The 20,184-nt window shown below is 62.4% G+C and carries 19 protein-coding genes; 13 read left to right on the plus strand and 6 right to left on the minus strand.

The genetic code is table 11. The annotated features are described in order from the left end of the window. Positions 1-56: 56 nt before the first annotated feature. The 6 genes from ACST81_RS21250 (at position 57) to ACST81_RS21275 (ending at position 6,460) form a co-directional block, all read left to right on the plus strand. Positions 57-317, plus strand: coding sequence for an AbrB/MazE/SpoVT family DNA-binding domain-containing protein (locus tag ACST81_RS21250; RefSeq protein WP_438750406.1), 261 nt, complete (start codon positions 57-59; stop codon positions 315-317). Further along, a complete protein-coding gene (locus tag ACST81_RS21255) occupies positions 317-646 on the plus strand; it encodes a type II toxin-antitoxin system PemK/MazF family toxin (protein ID WP_438750407.1) in 330 nt (109 codons plus the stop codon). Before ACST81_RS21250 ends, ACST81_RS21255 begins: the two co-directional genes overlap by 1 nt. Before the next feature lie 48 nt (positions 647-694). Next, positions 695-1,903 (plus strand): acetyl-CoA C-acetyltransferase, encoded by a 1,209-nt coding sequence (locus ACST81_RS21260; protein WP_113103769.1) that lies wholly within the window; start codon positions 695-697, stop codon positions 1,901-1,903. A 104-nt stretch (positions 1,904-2,007) separates the two neighbouring features. Then, a complete protein-coding gene (locus ACST81_RS21265; RefSeq protein ID WP_438750408.1) occupies positions 2,008-4,224 on the plus strand; it encodes an FAD-dependent oxidoreductase in 2,217 nt (738 codons plus the stop codon). Between the two features lie 467 nt (positions 4,225-4,691). After that, positions 4,692-5,570 carry an aldo/keto reductase family oxidoreductase gene (locus ACST81_RS21270; protein ID WP_438750409.1) on the plus strand — a complete coding sequence of 293 codons (879 nt, stop codon included), beginning with the start codon at positions 4,692-4,694 and terminating at the stop codon, positions 5,568-5,570. A 377-nt stretch (positions 5,571-5,947) separates the two neighbouring features. Further along, positions 5,948-6,460 carry a DUF1801 domain-containing protein gene (locus ACST81_RS21275; protein WP_438750410.1) on the plus strand — a complete coding sequence of 171 codons (513 nt, stop codon included), beginning with the start codon at positions 5,948-5,950 and terminating at the stop codon, positions 6,458-6,460. Between the two features lie 33 nt (positions 6,461-6,493). On the opposite strand, the gene ACST81_RS21280 is transcribed toward ACST81_RS21275, so the two are convergent. Then, positions 6,494-7,456, minus strand: a complete 963-nt coding sequence (locus tag ACST81_RS21280; RefSeq protein ID WP_438750411.1) for an IS110 family transposase — start codon at positions 7,454-7,456, stop codon at positions 6,494-6,496. Between the two features lie 459 nt (positions 7,457-7,915). On the opposite strand from ACST81_RS21280, the gene ACST81_RS21285 reads away from it, so the two are divergent. Together ACST81_RS21285 and ACST81_RS21290 are read left to right on the plus strand one after the other, a co-directional pair. Further along, positions 7,916-8,206, plus strand: coding sequence for a GIY-YIG nuclease family protein (locus ACST81_RS21285; protein ID WP_438750412.1), 291 nt, complete (start codon positions 7,916-7,918; stop codon positions 8,204-8,206). 720 nt (positions 8,207-8,926) lie between these two features. Further along, the gene (locus ACST81_RS21290; protein ID WP_438750413.1) at positions 8,927-9,286 is read left to right on the plus strand and encodes a hypothetical protein; all 360 of its coding nucleotides are present in this window, start codon (positions 8,927-8,929) and stop codon (positions 9,284-9,286) included. Between the two features lie 280 nt (positions 9,287-9,566). Here the strand turns inward: ACST81_RS21290 and ACST81_RS21295 are convergent, their stop codons facing one another. Beyond that, the gene (locus ACST81_RS21295) at positions 9,567-10,598 is read right to left on the minus strand and encodes a Tim44 domain-containing protein (RefSeq protein WP_438750414.1); all 1,032 of its coding nucleotides are present in this window, start codon (positions 10,596-10,598) and stop codon (positions 9,567-9,569) included. A 244-nt stretch (positions 10,599-10,842) separates the two neighbouring features. Continuing rightward, a complete protein-coding gene (locus tag ACST81_RS21300) occupies positions 10,843-12,201 on the minus strand; it encodes an Nramp family divalent metal transporter (protein ID WP_438750415.1) in 1,359 nt (452 codons plus the stop codon). Between the two features lie 155 nt (positions 12,202-12,356). Between ACST81_RS21300 and mntR the strand changes: the two genes are divergently transcribed. Further along, on the plus strand, positions 12,357-12,854 hold the full coding sequence (gene mntR, locus ACST81_RS21305; RefSeq protein WP_438750416.1) for a manganese-binding transcriptional regulator MntR: 498 nt from the start codon (positions 12,357-12,359) through the stop codon (positions 12,852-12,854). Here mntR and ACST81_RS21310 read toward each other — a convergent pair. Both ACST81_RS21310 and ACST81_RS21315 read right to left on the minus strand, forming a co-directional pair. Continuing rightward, positions 12,851-13,729 (minus strand): DMT family transporter, encoded by an 879-nt coding sequence (locus tag ACST81_RS21310; protein WP_438750417.1) that lies wholly within the window; start codon positions 13,727-13,729, stop codon positions 12,851-12,853. The genes mntR and ACST81_RS21310 overlap by 4 nt on opposite strands. A gap of 156 nt (positions 13,730-13,885) precedes the next feature. Next, positions 13,886-14,971, minus strand: coding sequence for a calcium:proton antiporter (locus tag ACST81_RS21315; RefSeq protein WP_438750419.1), 1,086 nt, complete (start codon positions 14,969-14,971; stop codon positions 13,886-13,888). A 217-nt stretch (positions 14,972-15,188) separates the two neighbouring features. Here ACST81_RS21315 and ACST81_RS21320 point away from each other — a divergent pair, with 217 nt between their 5' ends. From ACST81_RS21320 to ACST81_RS21330, 3 genes are read left to right on the plus strand one after another with little or no spacing between them, the layout of a single operon-like run. Further along, on the plus strand, positions 15,189-15,854 hold the full coding sequence (locus ACST81_RS21320; protein ID WP_438750420.1) for a S24 family peptidase: 666 nt from the start codon (positions 15,189-15,191) through the stop codon (positions 15,852-15,854). 13 nt (positions 15,855-15,867) lie between these two features. Further along, a complete protein-coding gene (locus tag ACST81_RS21325; protein ID WP_438750421.1) occupies positions 15,868-16,845 on the plus strand; it encodes a thermonuclease family protein in 978 nt (325 codons plus the stop codon). A gap of 52 nt (positions 16,846-16,897) precedes the next feature. Beyond that, complete coding sequence (locus ACST81_RS21330; protein WP_438750422.1) at positions 16,898-17,308, plus strand: tellurite resistance TerB family protein; 411 nt, start codon at positions 16,898-16,900, stop codon at positions 17,306-17,308. A gap of 4 nt (positions 17,309-17,312) precedes the next feature. Here the strand turns inward: ACST81_RS21330 and ACST81_RS21335 are convergent, their stop codons facing one another. Next, on the minus strand, positions 17,313-18,185 hold the full coding sequence (locus ACST81_RS21335) for a transporter substrate-binding domain-containing protein (RefSeq protein ID WP_438750424.1): 873 nt from the start codon (positions 18,183-18,185) through the stop codon (positions 17,313-17,315). Positions 18,186-18,278: 93 nt separating this feature from the next. Here ACST81_RS21335 and ACST81_RS21340 point away from each other — a divergent pair, with 93 nt between their 5' ends. Continuing rightward, on the plus strand, positions 18,279-20,180 hold the full coding sequence (locus ACST81_RS21340) for a glycosyltransferase family 2 protein (RefSeq protein ID WP_438750426.1): 1,902 nt from the start codon (positions 18,279-18,281) through the stop codon (positions 20,178-20,180). Positions 20,181-20,184 lie beyond the last annotated feature (4 nt).

The raw sequence follows: 20,184 nt of genomic DNA on the forward strand, positions 1-20,184 counted from the left end.
TTGGACAACCTTGAGGGAAAGTTATATATTGATATAACTTTCCTATGGAGGCGAAAATGGCTGTATCGACATTACGCAATGTAGGTGGCTCAGTGATGATGGCCATTCCGAAGCCATTTCTGGATACGCTTGGACTGGGGGCGAATTCCAAGCTTGATGTAACGATCGAAGATGGGCGTCTTGTTGCCGTGCCGAAGGCACGTCCCAAGTACACGCTCGAAGAACTGCTCGCACAATGCGATCTTGATGCACCTTGGTCGGAGGAAGAACGCGAATGGATGGATGCCCCATCGGTCGGTAACGAGATCATCGACTAATGGAAAGAGGAGACATCTGGTTTGTCGATCTTGAACCAACGTGTAGGCGAGAACAGGCCAAGGCGAGATACGTCCTTGTCCTGACACCACGTACTTTCAATCAACTCGGCGTCCAGGTCATCGCTCCGATTACCGCTGGCGGAGAATTCGCCAGAACCAAAGGCTTGACGGTTCCTATGTCCGGCGCAGGCACGAAGGCTACAGGTGTTGTGTTGTGTCACCAGATCAGGGCGATAGACCTCAAAGCGAGGGGCGGTCGCTTTATCGAGAAGGCACCGGATTTCATCATCAACGATGTGTTGGCGCGCGTATCTGCCTTTTTGGAATAACACTCATACGAATGACGGGCGCCAAGCGCTCTACAGGGAGATGTAACAATGACCGAAGTCTTCATTTACGACCACGTGCGCACGCCGCGCGGCCGGGGCAAGAAGGATGGGGCGCTGCATGAAGTGCCCACGCCGCGCCTTGCCGCCAAGGTGCTGGAAGCACTGCGCGACCGTAACGGGCTGGATACGTCCACCGTCGACGACATCATCATGGGCTGCGTCGATCCGGTCTTCGAAGCCGGCGCCGTCATCCCCAAGGCAGCCGCCTTCGAGGCCGGTTACTCCAACAAGGCGCCGGGCATGCAGATTTCGCGCTTCTGCGCGTCCGGCCTCGACGCCATCAACTTCGCGGCCGGCAAGATCGCTCAAGGGGCCGATGACATCGTCATCGCCGGTGGTGTGGAATCGATGTCGCGCGTCGGCATGGGCATGTCCGGCGGCGCCTGGTACATGGATCCGTCCGTCAACTTCCCCGGCTATTTCATGCCGCAGGGCGTCTCGGCCGACCTGATCGCCACCAAATACGGCTTCTCCCGCGATGACGTCGATGCCTATGCCGTCGAAAGCCAGAAGCGGGCCGGCCATTCCTGGGACAATGGCTATTTCGACAAGTCGGTCATCCCGGTGAAGGACCAGAACGGCATCGTCATCCTGGCCAAGGACGAGCACATGCGTCCGACCACGACCATGCAGAACCTTGCCTCGCTCAACCCGTCCTTCCAGATGCCCGGCGAAATGGGCGGCTTCGATGCCGTCGGCATTCAGGCCCATCCGGAAATCGAGCGCATCAACTACGTCCACCATGCCGGCAATTCCTCCGGCATCGTCGACGGTTCGGCCGGCGTTCTGCTCGGCTCCAAGGCCGGTGGCGAGGCGATGGGCGTCAAGCCCCGCGCCCGCATCAGGCATTTCGCCAATATCGGCTCCGACCCGGCCCTGATGCTGACCGGCCCTGTCGACGTCACCGAAAAACTGCTCAAACGCGCCGGCATGTCGATCGCCGATATCGACCTGTTCGAACTCAACGAGGCCTTTGCCGCCGTTGTCCTGCGCTACATGCAGGCTTTCGACATTCCGCACGACAAGATCAACGTCAACGGCGGCGCCATCGCCATGGGCCACCCGCTCGGCGCCACCGGCGCGATGATCCTCGGCACCGTGCTCGACGAACTGGAACGCCGCGGCCTTCAGACCGCGCTGGTGACGCTCTGCATTGGCGCCGGCATGGGCACCGCGACGATCATCGAGCGGGTGTAATTTAGCCCCCTCCCCCTTGTGGGGAGGGGCTTAACCCGGCCGGATCGCCTCATCGGGCGGCGGCATGGAGCCAAGCCAAGATTCAAGGGAAGAGGAATCCCAACATGACAACCTACACCAATTTCACCATCGAGACCGACGAAGACGGCATAACGCTGGTTACCTGGAACATGCCCGACAAGTCGATGAACGTCATCACCGCAGACGTCATGACCGAGCTTAACGCCATCATCGACCAGACGGTCGCGGATGAAGCCGTCAAGGGCGTCGTGTTCACCTCCGGCAAGTCCACCTTCTCCGGCGGCGCCGACCTGTCGATGATCAAGGGCATGTTCACGTTCCAGCAGGAACAGAAGAAGATCGACCCGGACAATGCCGCGCAAAAACTGTTCGACCTCACCGGCAAGATGACCGGCCTCTACCGCAAGCTCGAAACCTCCGGCAAGCCGTGGGTCTCGGCGATCAACGGCACCTGCATGGGCGGCGCGTTCGAACTGTCGCTCGCCTGCCACGGCCGCGTCGCCGCCAATTCGAAATCCGTCAAGATCGCCCTGCCCGAGGTCAAGGTCGGCATCTTCCCCGGCGCCGGCGGCACGCAGCGCGTTCCGCGCCTGACCAACGCGCAGGACGCCCTGCAGATGATGACCACCGGCTCCTCGCTCACCCCGCAGCGCGCCAAGGCCATGGGCCTCGTGCACGAAGTGGTCGATCCAGCCGAACTGATCAATGCCGCCAAGGCGATGATCAAGAACGGTCTGAAACCCGTCCAGCCTTGGGACGAAAAGGGTTACAAGGTTCCCGGCGGCGGAATCTGGACGCCGGCGGCGGCCCAACTCTGGCCGGCCGCTTCCGCCATCCTGCGCCGCGAAACATCGGGCAACTATCCGGGCGGCCTCGCCATTCTGAAATGCGTCTACGAAGGCCTGCAGGTTCCCTTCGATACCGGCCTAAAGATCGAGCAGCGCTATTTCACCGAGATCCTGCAGACCACCGAAGCCTTCTCGATGATCCGCTCGCTGTTTATCTCGATGCAGGAACTCGGCAAGGGCGCCCGCCGCCCAACCGGCATTCCGAAGGCGGACCTGAAGACCGTCGGCGTCGTCGGCGCCGGCTTCATGGGTGCCTCGATCGCCTATGTCTCCGCCGCCGCCGGCATCAAAGTTACCCTGATCGACCGCGACATCGAAGCCGCCACCAAGGGCAAGACCCATTCCGAAGGCTTGGTGAAGGACGCGATCGGCAAGGGCCGGATGACACAGGAACAGGGCGAGGCCCTGCTCGCGCTCATCACCCCATCCGCCGATTACAACGACCTCAAAGACGTCAAGCTCGTCGTCGAGGCCGTGTTCGAGGACCGCCAGGTGAAGAAGGACGTCATCGAAAAGGTCGAGGCGGTGCTTTCCGAAGATGCAATCTTCGCCTCCAACACCTCGACCCTGCCGATCACCGGCCTTGCGAAGAATTCCAAGCGCCCGGCCCAGTTCATCGGCATCCACTTCTTCTCGCCGGTCGAAAAGATGATGCTGACGGAAGTCATCCTCGGCAAGGAAACCGGCGACGTGGCGCTCGCCACCGCGCTCGATTTCGTCGCCGCCATCAAGAAGACGCCGATCGTCGTCAACGACACGCGCGGCTTCTACGTTAACCGCTGTGTCTTCCGTTATATCCACGAAGCCTATGACATGCTGATCGAAGGCGTGCCGGCGGCGATGATCGAGAATGCCGCCAAGATGGCCGGCATGCCGGTCGGGCCGCTGTCGCTCAACGACGAGGTGGCGATCGACCTCTCCCAGAAGATCCTCAAGGCGTCGATCGCCGATCTCGGTGAGGCCTCCGTCGATCCACAGCATATGACGCTGATCAACAAGCTGGTCGACGATCTCGACCGCCGCGGCCGCAAGAACGGCAAGGGCTTCTACGACTATCCGGCCAAGCCCGCCAAGAAGTCGCTCTGGCCGGGCCTCAAGGACCTCTTCCCACAGAAGAGCGCCGACAGCTTCGACGTCGAGACGATCAAGCAGCGCTTCCTCGTCACCATCGCGCTCGAAGCCGCCCGCACCGTCGAAGAAGGCATCGTCACCGATCCCAGAGAAGCCGATGTCGGCTCCATCCTCGGCTTCGGTTTCGCCCCCTATACCGGCGGCACGCTGAGCTATATCGACGGCATGGGCGTCAAGACCTTCGTCGCGCTCTGCGAAAAGCTCGCCGCCACCTACGGCGCCCATTTCCAGCCAACACCGCTGCTCAAGGACATGGCCGCCAAGGGCGAGACGTTCTACGGCCGGTTTGATCCCTATGGTGCAGCCGCAAAGGCGGCCTGAGCGCATCGCGGCCTGCGTCGTTCACGGACAGGCTGCCGGGCCTGTCTGATTCTGACAAGGTCATTTTCTCCTTTGCTGACAGGGATTGGGAAAACAAGCGGCAGCCAACACCACCGTCATTCTCGCCCTTGTGGCGGGAATCCAGCCGGCCAAGTCCTTGGCCGAAAGAGTCTTTTGACCTGACGGACGTCAGGTCACTGGATCCCCGGGACAAGCCCGAGGATGACGGAGGACGGGGTGTCCGCTTTCGTCAAACAGCCGCTTTCGGGTTTGTCAGCAGTCTGACGCCCCGGAGGGGGCCCGTCTGTTTATGCCTGTCGGCACAAATGGCATCGGGACTGCCGGACCAACGCCACCACGATCCGTCTCATTGTCCAAAAAACCAAACAGCCTGTGCCGATTGCCCATCATTATCGCGCAGCCGAAAACGACCTATCTGTGAGATGTCCCAACAACGGAGCATCATCATGTCCAGTCTTGAAAAATCCGGCACGTTCACCCTCGGCGACCGCACGGTCAAGCGCCTCGGCTACGGCGCCATGCAGCTTGCCGGCAAGGGCGTCTTCGGCCCACCGAAGGATCGCGCGGAAGCCGTTGCCGTGCTGCGCGAAGCCATCGAAAGTGGCGTCGATCATATCGATACCAGCGATTTCTACGGCCCGCACGTCACCAACCAGATCATCAGGGAAGCGCTGCACCCCTATGGCGACGACCTCGTCATCGTCACCAAGATTGGGGCGACACGCGGCGCGGATGCCTCCTGGAACCCGGCCTTCTCGAAGGAAGCGCTGACGCAGGCGATCCACGACAACCTGAAAAACCTCGGCCTCGACGTGATCGAGGTGGTCAACCTGCGCGCCATGTTCGACGTCCACGGCCCGGCCGAAGGCTCGCTCGAAGAGCCGCTGAGCGTTCTTGCCGACCTGCAGCGCCGGGGCCTCGTCAAGCATATCGGCCTCTCCAACGTCACCGCCAAACAGGTGGCCGACGGCCGCAGGATCACCGATATCGTCTGCGTCCAGAACCAGTACAATCTCGCCCATCGCGACGACGATGCCTTCATCGACCAACTGGCTGCGGAAGGAACGGCTTACGTTCCCTTCTTCCCGCTCGGCGGATTCTCGCCGCTGCAATCCTCGACACTGTCAGATGTCGCCGCACGGGTCGGTGCAACGCCGCTGCAGGTGGCGCTCGCCTGGCTCTTGCAGCGCTCGCCCAATATCCTGCTGATCCCCGGAACCTCCTCGCGCGCCCATCTGCGCGAAAACCTCGCCGTCGCCGACCTCGTCCTGCCGGCCAATGCCATCCGCGATCTCGACGTCATCGCCGCCGCCAAGGCAGCCTGACGTCGAACCGACCATCGCGCGGCCGCGGAAAGCCGCGCGATGGTCCTTTGCCCGGCGCTCCTAAGAGATAGGGCTTCCGCACATAGCAAAGTCCCCTCCCCAAACCCTCCCCACAAGGGGGAGGGGCTACAATGCCGTACCCTTCGCAACCCAATCACAGCAACCCGCAAGAAGAAACCGCTTCGAAGACAAAGGGCTCAGCGAGATGGATTCGTCTTGGCTGGCCACAAGGCGAGACTGCGGGTTAAGCCCCTCCCCCTTGTGGGGAGGGGTTGGGGAGGGGTCTTTTCCATATGCGAGCCCCTCTGCCCGATCCCCATCCCCTCGCCTCATCCTCTTCCGTCGGTTATGGTTCCACACCAGACGGAGGACGCAGCATGACGGGTAAAACACCAGAGCAAGCCGAGGCATCCGGCGCCAAGGCCACGCCTGCCGAAACCAAACCGGCCACCAAAAAGAACGTCACCAAGCCGAACGCCCCGCCAACCGGCCCCGTCCTGCTCTCCGGCGGCAATCCCCAGATCGCCAAGGGCCACGGAGACGCCCCCGTCCAGGCCTATATCGCCGCCATGCCCGGCTGGAAAAGCGCCATCGGCCACCGCCTCGACACTCTGATCACGAAAACCGTCCCCGACGTGCAAAAGGCCGTCAAATGGAACTCGCCGCTCTACGGCATGGACGGAAAGACCTGGTTCCTCGGCATCCACTGCTTCGATAAATATATCAAACTCGCGTTCTTCCGCGGCACATCGCTCACCCCCATGCCGCCGGTCGCCTCCAAGACCGCGCATGCACGGTATCTGCATATCCACGCGGACGGCGTGTTCGATGAGGCGCAGTTTGTGGATTGGATGCGGCAGGCGAGTGGCATGCCGGGGGAGAAGGTGTGAGAGTGCTGGTGCCGCATCCATTTTCCGCCGTCATCAAGTCAGTCGTGCATCGGCGGCTTCATATTCCTTGAGCCTTGCATTTGCGATGACGACGATGTGTCGCATGAGGGCGCCGAGGGCTGTCATCTTTGATTTTCCCGCGGCCAGGAGGCGTCGGTATATGACGGCGAGGTGGCTTTTGCTGTGGCTTGCGGCCATGGCGGCGGTGAAGAGCAGCGGGCGGAGCTGGCGGCGCCCGCCGGTGGCAAATCGCCGTCCTTTATAGGTGCCGCTGTCGCGGGGATGCGGCGCACAGCCGGCGAGACTTGCGGCCTGCCTGCGGTCGATCTGGCCCAGTTCGGGCATGAGGGCGAGCAGGACGGGAGCGATCACCTTTCCGATGCCTGGGACACCGCGCAGGATCGCCTGACGCTCCTTCATCCGGCGGTTGCCGCTGACGGTCGCCTCGATCTGCCGGTCGATGGCATCGATGCGCCGCTTGATCTCGGCGACATGCCCGGCGATTTCGCGCGCGATCGGCTTGTTGCGCGGCGCCTTCAGCCGGTTTTCTTCCTGCACCCGCATGGCAACGAGGTCGGCCCGGCGTGCGACCAAAAGCTTCATGCGCGCGTCCTGTGGCTCCGGCGCCTGGAAGCGCGGCAGCGATTTTGCCCGCAGGAGGCCGTATTCGGCGATATGGCGGGCATCGATCGGGTCGGTCTTGGCCATCGTGCCGCAAGAGCGGATGAAGGCCTTCACCCGCGCGGCATCGGCGCGGTGGGCCGGGATGGCCAGGCTCTCCAGAACGCGCAGCAGTTCGTCTTCGTAACCGCCGGTCGCCTCGCAGATGGCAAGCATGCCGGTGCGTCCGGCATAGGGCTTCAGAGCCGCCTTCAGAGCAGCTGTCGTGTTGGAGACGGTGAGAGTTTTCAAGGTGCGGCTGTCGAAAAGGGTGACGGTATCCTTGGCGACATCACAGCCGAGGGTGGACTGGATTTCATCGGCATTCGCGATCATGATGGGGCTCCATGCTTGGCATTGTCTGCGGGCGCGGTGAAAACCGGCCCATTCAAGTCAACAAGCGATGCGAAGCTGGTGCGCTCACGGCCCAGGATGAGGCCGGTCGTCAAGACCTATTCCTGTTCGGGCGCGTGACCGCATCATGCCCGGGGTGGCCACCCCGGGCATGATCCAGCTTCACCCCATTAAAGCATGATTCAGACAGACAATTCCTGTGCTTGTCACAGGAATCCAGTCACGCGACGTCTGTTGCGTGGAAGACTCTCTTCCTCTCCGCAAATACACTAAGCTTCTTCACCGCGCGGACGCGCGGTGGCTGGATGCCTGTGACAAGCACAGGCATGACGGAGAATTGGGCGCCGACAGCCGCCAAAGTGACATCCGAGCGCAACGCGTTATTCCTTATCCTTCACCAATCCTCTTGCCACCCCGCTACCAATCTCGCACTTTCCAACCATGAAGGGGTATGCCTACATCCTCGCCTCGAAGCGTAACGGCACGCTCTACATCGGTGTAACAACCGACCTGCCCGGCCGCTTGTTCGAGCACCAAAATGAACTGACGCCCGGTTTCACCAGCCGCTATGGCGTCAAGACGCTTGTTTGGTTCGAGGAATACGATCTGGTGACGACGGCAATCACACGCGAAAAGACCATCAAGAAATGGCCGCGCCAATGGAAACTCAATCTGATCGAGGCGATGAATCCGGATTGGGAGGATATCGCATATTATCTGCATGGGCTTTGAGGCGTGGCGGATGTCGGGAACTGGTATGACCGACAGCGGCCTCTCCCTCAGGTTCCGCCGCAAGGCACCCATTTTCCTCCGTCATTCCTGTGCTCGTCACAGGAATCCAGTCACGCGATGTCCATCGCGTGGAAGACTCTCTCTCTCAGCAGATGCGAAGTTCTCACCGCGCGGACGCGCGGTGGCTGGATGCCTGTGACAAGCGCAGGCATGACGGAGAGTTGAGAGCCGACAGCCGCCAAACAGCTACCTCCGAATACGCTCTTCTCCAAAAAATCTCATCCCCGTTGATCCCCGCCTCCCGCCCCTGCCCCATACTGGCCCTGTCTCCACCGCCGGAGTGTTTCGCGAGACGGTCGCGGGCAGGTGGGGGCCGGTGCCCTGGTTTGAGCCGTAACGTGCGGCAGGGATCAGGGAGGTGAAAGCCATGGCGGGCATCCCCGCCTATCAAGTCTCCCCCGGGGCCGCCAGGCTCCGGTTCGGTTGAGCCGTGCAAGTGGCGAGCCTGTCTCGAAAGGACAAGCGGAAACCAGGCCATGCAGCGAGGCGAGGCAATCACCTGTAGGGGCTGGGCGCCTCGAAAGGACACCGAAGGCCACGCGCATGCGGAGCCACACACTAAAATTCACATGAGGTTCCGCATGCGTGTGGGCTCTCCAGCAATGTCGAACACGGGCCGGACGGTCGCGTGACCGAAAGCGCATGCGCAAAGGAAACAGGATGAAGATCAGGACCAAGGAAGAAGAACAGCGTTACCAGGAGGAACAGGACGCCGAGCCCTATATGCCCGGCTTCACCTGGGGCGAATACCGAAGGCTGCCGGAACGCCAGCAGCAGCGCGAGGAGCAGAAAATCATGCAGCTTCCCGCCAGTTCGCTCGGATACTGGAAGACCTGCACGCTGCCGTCCTGCCGGCGCGCAAAGGCCTGTCGCGGCTTCCTGTCGGAGATACAGTCGAGAACGCCCGGCTACCACAAATTATTCCCGCCCTGCATTCACGATGGCGCCCATCGCCAGGCAGCGACGCTGAAGGAGCTCGGCAGGCTCTGGGGCATGCCGGAGGACGACCCGACCACATGAAAAAGCCGCCGGTCAAACCGGCGGCAAAGACTGATGACGAACCCCGAAAGCCGATTATTTGACGAGAGCCCATCCCTGCCCTCCGTCATACTCGCCCTCGTGGCGGGTATCCAGCGACCCGACGTCCGTCGGGTCAAAAGGCTCTTTCGGCCCAAGGACTTGGGCCGACTGGATTCCTATGACAAGCACGGGAATGACGGTGGAAATAGCAATCGCAACGCGTCCCAGACAGCCTTCAAAGTCGTCAGAAACAGGCTTTGTCAGCAATCTTGGCCTGATCTTAGGCCCCCATGCCCTGGATGGCCGAGACCTGCCAGTCGCCGCCGCGCTTGCGCAGGAAGGTCCAGAGCTCGACGGCTTCCGTCGGCTGGTCCGGATCGCCCTCGACGACACGGCCGGTGGCGCGGTCGCGGGTGACATCGATGCTCTCGTAGCGCATGGCGACCGTCGCATAGTCGTCGCCATTTTCATTCCAGGCTTCGGCCACGTCGCCCTGCACCAGTTGCACGTCGCTGACCTCGTTCTTCACGCCCTTGGTGGCATTCTCGCTCAGTTCCTCGGCCAGCCAGGACATGGCTTCCGGCGTCGTCAGCTTGCGCAGCGTGCCGTAGTCCTCGGCCGCATAGGCCGCCTGAACCTGCTTCAGCATCGCCTCGAACTGGCTCAGGTCGTCCTCGCCGACACCGATCTCGTCAGCCGACTGGTTGGCCGCCTGCCGGCTGTTACGCGCCGACTCGGCGTGTCCGCCGCCGCCGATCTGCGGAATCTTGAAGGACGGCATGCCGGAGCTCTGGCCACCGAAACCCTGCATCGGCGAGCTGCCCGAATAGCCCGTCGCCTGACGCGGCGAATAGCCGGCGGCTGCCGGCTGGCGGCCACGGAAGAAGCGCAGGGCGAGCATCACGGCCCCGGCGATCAGCGCCATCTGCAGGATCATGCCGAGCATGCCGGCCATGCCGCCAAAGCCGGTGCCCATCATCATGCCGATCAGGCCGCCGAGCGCCAGACCGCCGAGCATGGAGCCGGCAAAGCCGCCGAACAGGCCGCCCGGACGCTGCGCGCCGGGACGGGCCGCCTGGCCCATGTTCTGCTGCGCGCCGGTCTGGCCCTGATTGCTTTGCGGCGTCATCGTCCGGTTGATCGGCGTCGCGTCGGCCGGCGCCGTGCGGGTGACCGGCGGCGCGGAAAAGGTGCGGCTGCCACGGCTGCCGAAGCTGCTGCCGCCACGTCGGGCCTCGGCGAGATCCACCACCGTCAGCATCACCATCGAAGCAACCGCAACGGTTGCGAGAACCCGTCCAAACCTGAACATCAAACCCAATCCTGTTGTTTCCCACGGGCACGCGTGACGCGCCCTATGCAGGACATATGGGGGCATCGGGATCCGAATTGAAGGCTTTTACGCCGCAGTTCACGGTAAAGCGGCGCGCGAAAGCCCGGGAACGACCGTAAAAGACCAGTGCGGCATTCATCCCCGCCAGCGGAATCGAGGCGATAATCCCAAAAGAAAAGGCGGCAAACCCGCCGCCTTTTCGCTTTTATGCCTCGTTGACCGCCTAACCGATGAAGGTGTCGTACAAGAGCTTCAGATTGAGCACGACGATGATCGAGGCGACGAGCCAGGCGATGGCGGCGACATATTTTGGGATGACGAAATTGCCCATCTTCTTTTTATCCGAGACGAAGCGTACCAGCGGAATGACCGCGAAGGGCAGTTGCATCGACAGGATGACCTGGCTGAACACCAGCAATTCCGCCGTACCCCTCTCGCCATAAATCCAGGTGACGATGACGACGGGGATGATGGCGATGCCGCGGGTGATCAGGCGGCGGGCCCATTGTGGGATGCGCAGCCGGAGAAAGCCTTCCATGACGATCTGGCCGGCCAGCGTCGCCGTCACCGTCGAGTTGAGGCCGGACGCCAGCAGCGCCACGGCAAACAGGGTGGAGGCGATTCCAAGGCCAAGCAGCGGCGACAGCAGTTCGTAGGCCTGCCCGATCTCGGCAACATCGGTGCGACCATTGGCGTGGAAGACGGAAGCCGCGATGATCAGGATGGAGGCGTTGATGAACAGAGCCAGCATCAGCGCGATCGTGCTGTCCGTCGTCGCCCACTTGATCGCATCGCGCTTGCCCTCGTCGGTGCGCTTGTAGTTGCGGGTCTGGACGATCGAGGAATGCAGATAGAGGTTATGCGGCATGACGGTGGCGCCGATAATGCCGATGGCGATGTAGAGCATTGCCGGGTTGGTGATGATCTCGGACGACGGCAGGAAGCCCGAGAGGACAGCGGCGACCGGAGGTGCGGCGGCAGCGATCTGGATGACGAAGCAGCCGGCGATGACGATCAACAGCGCGATGACGAAGGCCTCGAGATAACGGAAGCCCTTGTTCATCAGGAGCAGCAGCAGGAAGGCATCGGCCGCCGTGATCAGCGCGCCGCCGATCAGCGGAATGCCGAACAGGAGCTGCAGCGCGATCGCCGTGCCGATCACTTCGGCGAGGTCGCAGGCAATGATCGCCGCCTCGCAGGCCAGCCAGAGCAGGAAGTTGACCGGCCGGGAATAGGTGTCGCGGCACGCCTGCGCCAGATCGCGGCCGGTGGCGATGCCGAGCCGGGCGGCAAGCGCCTGCAGGAGGATCGCCATCAGGTTCGACAAGAGGATGACCGTCAGCAGCGTATAGCCGAACTGCGATCCGCCGGCGATGTCGGTCGCCCAGTTGCCGGGGTCCATATAGCCGACCGAAACCATGTAACCCGGCCCCATGAACGCCAGCAAGCGGCGAAACCAGATCCCGCCGGAGGGCACGGCAATACTGGCATTGACTTCGGGAAGGCTTGGGCGGGCGTCCTCCTTCGGGCTGGAGAAGGTCCAGCTCTGTTGCGGCGGAAGGGCGGCTTGCGTTTCGGACATGCATGGTCTCCGGACGGAATGGGGCGATTTTCCCAAAAGCTATGCCAAGGCTCAACATTATGCAATAGGCTATATTGTATCGACGGGGCTTTTTCTGGTGATGGCTACGCAGTGGACGGCGGGATAAACCGTTATGAAAAATCCGAGCCCGTGCTATGAAATCGCACGATGCATCGCACCGAGACCTGAGAGGACCACGCCACTTGCCGCGCCGCCCCGTTCCCCGCACGGATCCGCTTCCCGACGCGGACATTCACTCCGAGGGCTTCCGGCAGACCCGCGAAGCCCGTCGCGGGGCGCTGGTGGAGGATTATGTCGAACTGATCGCCGACCTGATCGAGGATGGCAACGAGGCGCGGCAGGTTGATATCGCCGCCCGCCTTGGCGTCGCCCAGCCGACGGTCGCCAAGATGCTGGCCCGGCTGGCGGCCGAAGGCCTCGTCTCGCGCAAACCCTATCGCGGCGTGTTCCTGACCGAAGCCGGCCAGAAGATGGCACAGGAAAGCCGCGCCAGGCACCAGACGGTGGAAGCCTTCCTGCGCTGCCTCGGAGTCAGCCCGGAAACGGCGCGCATCGATGCCGAGGGCATCGAACACCATGTCAGCGGCGAAACGCTCGAAGCCTTCCGCCGCTTCATCCAGCGGAAAGCTTAACCGGCCCGCGGCCGCCGGCCGAAGCGTTCGCCCAGAATGATGATCATGCCGGCGGCAAAGATCAGGCCGGCGCCGACGAAGACCTGCGATGCCGGGATATCGCCCCAGATCAGGAATCCGAGACCGAAGGCCCAGATCAGCGACGAATATTCGAACGGCGCCAAAACCGACACCGGCGCCCGTCGCATGCCTTCGAACAGCGCATATTGGCCGACGCCCGCAACCAGTCCCGTGCCGGCCATCAGCGCCACGTCGGTCAGGCTCGGCGGGACATAATCGACGGCAACGGCAATGCCGGTGAACAGGATGAAAAAGCCGCTGGAGATCGTCATCTGCACCAGCGTCACCTCCTGCAGCGCCGTCTTGCGCAGAAGCACGGTCGAGATCGCCCAGAACACGGCGGCCTGCAGTGCCAGCCAGACCGGCAGGCTGAGTTTCATGCCGGTACCGAACGGATCGGTGGCGATCATAACGCCAACGAAACCGACGAGCACGGCGATCCAGCGCAATGGCGGTACATGCTCCTTGAGGATCGGCACGGCAAGGATGGTGATGAGGATCGGCGAGGCATAGTAGAGCGTCGTCAGTTCCGCGAGCCCGAGGTCACGCGCGGCGGTGTAATAGGACAACCAGGCGGCAAGCAGCAGGATATTGCGCACGAACATGGGCTTGAGTACCGGCGAGCGCCAGGCCCGGCCAACCAATGACTTGCCGCCGATCATGAAACAGATCGAGAAGATCGTCACGCTGCGCACGAACAGAATCTGCCAGACCGGCAGCGCCACGACCAGCCACTTGACCGCCGCATCCTGCAACGAGAACAGGAAATAGGAAAAGATCGTCAGCAGGACGCCGGAAAGAACGGAGGTAGTCACGAAAATCTCCCGATGCGCGACGCATCGTCGGCATGGCCCGTGATAGCGCGGCGCGCGGTGGCGGGAAAGACGGGGCAATCCACCGACCTGTGGCGAAAAATGGGGGTGCCGGCAGTGGCGCCTCACCCTACGCCCTCGGACTTGCGGAGCCCGATGCTAGATTCCGAGCACAGAAAGCATGATGAAGGTGGCGAACAGCACGAAATGGGTCATGCCCTCGATCGCATTGGTCTCACCATCGTTGAGGTTGATGGCGGCGGCAATCAGCGTGATGGTCACCATCACCGTCTGCACCGGCGACATGGCCATGATGAACGGCTGGCCGGTATAGAGCGCGATCGCCTCCACCACCGGCACGGTGAGGATGACCGTCGAGAGCGAGGCCCCAAGCGCGATATTGACGACGGCCTGCATGCGGTTGGCAAGGGCTGCCCGCATCGCCGTCATGATTTCCGGCGAGGCCGAGATGGCGGCGACGACAAGAGCGGCCATGACCGGCGGCGCGCCGCTGCCCTTCAGACCGAAGGTGAGCAGGCCGGACATGACCTCGGCCAACACGCCGATGACGACGACGCCGACAACGAGGATACCGATGGAGACGGCAACCGGTTCTTCCTGCGGCGCCCGCTTTACCGTGCCTTCGCGCTTCGGATAGCTGTAGCTGAAGAAATAGCTGTGCACGCCGACCTGCATCTTCAGGAAGACCGCATAGAGGGTCACCATCGCGACGATGGTGAAGGCCGAATAGACATGCCATTTCGCCGCCGGCACGAATTCCGGCACGATCATCGAAATGCCCATCGCCGTCAGGATCATGACGCTGTAGGTGCGGCTGGAATCGTCGTTATAGGATTGCTCGCCATGCTTGAGGCCGCCGAGCAGCGCCGCCAGCCCGAGAATGCCGTTGATATCAAGCATGACGGCCGAATAGATCGTATCGCGCACCAGTGTCGGCGACATCTCCTCGGCGCTCATCATGATCGCCAGGATGATCACCTCGACGAGAACGGCCGACAGCGTCAGGATCATGGTGCCATAGGGATCGCCGACCTTCGCGGCCAGCACCTCGGCATGATGGGCGACGCGCATCGACGCAAGCACGATGGCAAGCACGAGACCTGCGGCACCGATCAGCGCCGCCGCCTGCCCCATCTCCAGCAACGCATGCTCGAACAACAGGCCGAAACCGGCGATGACAATGGCAACGCCGAGCAGGCGTTCGGATTTGATGATGGAAGACAAGCAGGCGCCTCGCGAGCAGCGGAACGGATGCCAATCAAGTATAGGCGGCGGAGCGGACATTTCAATTGGCGCGACGCCTTTCAAGCAGGAAGGTGTGCAGGATTATTTTCCTCTCTCGCTTTACTCCAGCCCCTATTTTCGCTAATCTTCAGCCAAGACAGAAGCCGGACCAGCCAACCGAAAGCGTCACGCTTCACCGCCTGCAGGATGCGCAACGATGTTTTCCCATGACCGTATCTGGAGCGCGATCGACGCGCTCGCCGAACGTCATCAGCTATCCCCATCGGGCCTTGCCCGCCGGGCCGGGCTTGATCCGACCTCGTTCAACAAGTCCAAGCGCCATTCCGCCGACGGACGTGAACGCTGGCCGTCGACGGAATCGATCGCCAAGGTTCTCGACGCCACCGGTTCGACCATCACCCAGTTCATGGACTTTCTGCGCCCTGGCCCGGCCGCGGGCGCCCTGCCGGACGGCGCGTTTCCGCCGCAGTCCGGCTCGATCCCGCTGCTCGGCTTTGCCCAAGCCGGTGCCGGTGGCTTCTTCGATGATGGTGGTTTTCCGGCCGGCCAGGGCTGGGACGTGGTCGAGTTTCCGGCCGCACCCGGCGCCAAGGCCGGCGTTTATGCACTCGAAATCCAGGGCGACAGCATGCTGCCGCTCTACCGCGACGGCGACGTGCTGATCGTCGAGCCCGGCGCCCAGATCCGGCGCGGCGACCGCGTCGTGGTCAAGACGACCGAGGGCGAGGTCATGGCCAAGATACTGGTCCGCCAGACCGCGCGCAGTATCGAACTGCTCTCGCTCAATCCCGATCATCCGAACCGAAGTTTCGAACTGAGCGATGTCGAATGGATCGCCCGCATCATCTGGGCCAGCCAATAGGACAGTTTTCCTGATGAAGAAGCATCTGCTCACCGCTGGCGGCGGCCTTCTCTGTATTGCGCTGACGATCTTCATTCTCATGAGCGGCGCCTCGACCATCCAGGGACGGCAGACGGCAGCGACACCGGATTTCACGCTTGAGACGCCGGATTTGAACGATGTGCCGGACCTCGGGGGAGACGCCATGGGCACGGATGTGCCGCTGCCCGGAGCAGACGGCGGGCAGACCGATACCGGGCCGGGTGACGGTGCGCCCGCTGATGTTGCGCCGATCGATGGAGGCCAGATTGGTGGAGACAAGGTCGAGGGCGGCGAACTCCTCTCGGACCCGACCAAATCCGATCCCGCGCTTTCCGGCTCCATCTCACTTCCATCCGGCGAAAGCGGCATGGTGGCGCCGCAGAACAGGGTGGTGCGCGATATCGGCCCGGAGCAATTCGGCCTTCCCGAGGAGGTGAAGGTACAGCCACTGGAACGGATCGAACCCCGCCAACCGCTATCGGATCCGGTCGCCAAGCCTCAGCCCGTGCCTGTCGTTCTGCGTCACCCCGTTGCCCTGTCGGCCGGTCTGATCCGCTTTGGTGACAGGCAGTTGCAACTGGAGGGACTGGCGCCGCAAGACGCGGAGCGGACCTGTGGTGATGGCGCCACGACCTGGCCCTGCGGCACGGTCGCACGCACTGCCTTCCGCAATTTCCTCCGCGCCCGTGCCCTTCGCTGCACCGTTCCGAAGAACGGCTGGCAGGGCACGGTAACGGCCGCCTGCACTGTCAGCGATCTCGATCCGGCCGCATGGCTGGCCGAAAACGGCTGGGCGGAAGCGCAGGCAGGTTCTCCGCTGACGAGCAAGGTGGATGCGGCCCGTAAATCCCGTCTCGGTTTCTTCGGCGACGATCCCAGGGATTTCGGCGCTACGCCCGAGGTACTCGACGGGATGGACATGGCCAACGAACCGCCGTTGGAGATGGATGAGGGAAAACAGGGCTTGTAAGCCGCGCCCGCCACCCATACCTGTGAAGCCCATCAAACAGCACGGACCCTCTATGCCCACGACCCTCAGCCATCACGAAGCCCTCATCTATGTCATGGTGATGATGTCGGCGGTCGATACCATGATGACCGATGACGAGTTGGAGCGCATCGGCCGGCTGACCGGTTTCCTGCCGGTTTTCGAAGGTTTCGACGATGAACATCTGACGCACACCGCCCGTGAATGCGCAGCCCTTCTCGCTGGCCCCGAGGGTCTGGATATCACGCTCGAGGTCGTGCGCGAGGCCTTGCCGTCACGCCTCTACGACACGGCCTATGCGCTGGCGGTCGAGATTGCCGCCGCCGATCATTCCATTCGCCAGGAGGAAATCCGTCTGCTGCAGTTGCTGCGCGACCGGCTGGGCCTCGACAAGCTCACCTGCGCGGCGATCGAGCGCGGTGCCATGGCCCGCTTTCGCAAATAGGAAGTTAATAGATACCGGCGGGGAAATAGCGCAGGTAGATCTCGTTGAGCCTGCCCTTTCGCGAAAGCTCGAGCAGCGCATGATCGATCGCCTGCGTCAGCGCCGGATCGCCCTTGCGGTTCATGATGGCCAGGCCTTCTCCGAGAAAGCGCGGCGAGAAATAGGCGCCATCGAGAAGAGTGCAGCAATTGGCCGCCTCGCTGCCGGCAGTCCAGAACGACAATTGCATGCCGTCGGAAAAAGCCGCGGCGATCTTGCCCTCTTTCAGTGCGGCAAGCATCGCCTCGCGTGCCGGAAAGGAGGTCGCGGTCAGCTTCGGAAAGAAGGCTTTTAGCATCGCCTCATGCGTGGTGCCGGCAACAACGCCGACCGGTCTGCTGCCGATTTCAGCGACGGACAGCGCATTGCCCATTACCCGCCGGTTGGCGGAGAAGCGGGCCGGCAGCTTCATGAAGACACGCGAGAAAGCGAAGCGCTGGCGCAATTCCGGGCTGATGCCGATACCGGCGACGACGGCTTCGCCCTGTCCGCCTTCCAGCGCCGGTTGCAATTCGGCGAAGGTTACCGCCTGGATCTGGCATTTGGCTTCGATGTCGAGTTCCCGGCAAATCTCGCGAACGAGATCGACATGAAAGCCAGAGAGCCGGCCTGATTGATCGATGAAATTGAATGGTGGGAAGTCGACCGTGGTCAGGAAGCGCAACCGCGCCAGACCGCTCAGGTCCGGCTTGGCGATCCGCTCGCGGGCATCGAACAGCAGCGGCATGTCATGAACATCGTCCTGAGCGTGCGATATGGCCGAAAAAGGCGCAACCAGAAGCACGCAAAGCGCGAAAATCCCATAAAATTTTAGGGATGCACGGAAAACGCGTGTCATTATGATTGTTCCCGGGGTCAGACAAGGGGATATTGCTGCGCAAGCAGCAACGGGGATTTCATGCGTCTCGGAGAATATCCGGACAATTCCGGAATGGCTACCGTAAACGAACCATCGGCCGCGTCCTCGACACCCGCTGCCGCACCGGCCCTGTTCGCGCCAGCGTTGAAGGAAGAAGGCCGCCTGCTTCTGCGGATGGGCATCGGCAAACCGCTGATCGCCCGAGCCATGCTCGCGGCGCAAAGCCACGGCACCACCGTCGAGGCGGAGCTTCTGGCCTCCAGCGAGATCGAAGAGACCATCTATTTCGAAGCGCTCGCCGAGATGCTCGGTCTCGATTTCCTGCCGGAGATTGATCCAGTTCGGGTACAGGATATTGCCGGCTTGGACATCCAGTTGCTTCGGCCTGAAACCCTGCGTATGCACCATCCCTCCAGGCCGCCGGTCACCATCATCGTTCCCTCGTTGACCCGCCTCAAGGACGTTGCAGCGCTTCTGGAACGGACACCGCTGCTTAGACAGTCGCTCGCCGCTTCGTCACCATCGGCGGTACGCGCCGCCGTCTGGCAGGCAGGGCGGCTCCGCCGGGTCTCGACCACGACCCGGTCCTTGTTCGAGACCGGACCGCTTCACAGCGCCCGCATCACCTTCTGGGGCAAACAGGGTTTTTACGCCGGCATCCTGCTGAGCAGTCTGCTGGTCATGGCCGTGACGCTGCCGATGCTTGGCCTGATGATGCTGCATGTCGTGCTGTCGCTGTTCTATCTCGCCAATTTCCTCGTCCGGTTCTATGCACTTGGTTGCGCCTTCAGGCAGGAACGAGCACCGGCGCGCCTCCCACAGGAACTACCGGAGGCGCCCTTACCGGTCTATTCTGTGCTGGTCGCGCTCTACAAGGAGAAGAGCGTCGCGGAGCAACTTGTCGATGCCCTCAACCGGATCGACTGGCCGCGCTCGCGGCTGGATATCAAGCTGGTTTGCGAGGAGGATGACCTGGAGACTATCGCGGCGCTGGAGGCCATGCGGCTTGCGCCGGAATACGAGATCGTCCGGGTGCCGGTGCACCTGCCGCGCACCAAGCCGAAGGCACTGACCTATGCGCTGCCGGGTGTGCGCGGCGCCTTTGTCACCGTCTATGACGCGGAAGATCGAATGCATCCCGGGCAGTTGCGCGAGGCCTATGCCGCCTTCCGCGCCGCCCCTTCACGCGTCATCTGCCTGCAAGCGCCGCTGATCGTCACCAACGCCCGGCAATCTTGGCTGAGCGCACTGTTTGCGGTGGAATATGCCGGCCTGTTCCGCGGTCTGCTGCCGATGCTGTCGCTGACCCGGCTGCCGCTACCGCTCGGTGGCACGTCCAATCATTTCCGCACCGCCGAACTCAAGCAGATCGGCGGCTGGGATCCCTACAACATGACCGAAGATGCCGATCTGGGCCTTCGCCTGCATCGGCTCGGCTATCGATCCCAGGTCATCTTCAAGCCGACTTTCGAGGAAGCGCCAATCACGCTACCAATCTGGCTCGGCCAGCGCACCCGCTGGTTCAAAGGCTGGCTGCAGACCTGGCTGGTGCTGATGCGCAGGCCAGCGCAATTGCGCCGGGAAATAGGCTGGCTCGCCTTTTCCGTCTTCCAGGTGCTGATCGCCGGCATGCTCCTGTCCTCGCTCTGCCACCCGGTCATTCTCGGCTTCCTCGTCTATCTCGGCTGGGCGATGGTTCAGGACGGAACCCATGTCGACAACTGGCTGACCTTCTGGCTGTTCGTCTGCGATGTCGTCAACATCTTCGGCAGCTACGCCGTCTTCATCGCGCTGGGGCTGAACCGGATGACGAAGCGGGAGAAGCGCGCGGTCGGTTGGCGCTGGGCGTTCGTGCCCATCTATTGGCTGATCATGTCATGGGCTGCCTGGCGGGCGCTGCTGGAACTGCGGACCAGCCCGTTCTCCTGGAACAAGACGCCCCACGTCGCCGTCGGCGCCACGGGTGACCACTAGAAGC

Source organism: Pararhizobium sp. O133, from assembly GCF_051669845.1.
Lineage (GTDB): Bacteria > Pseudomonadota > Alphaproteobacteria > Rhizobiales > Rhizobiaceae > Pararhizobium.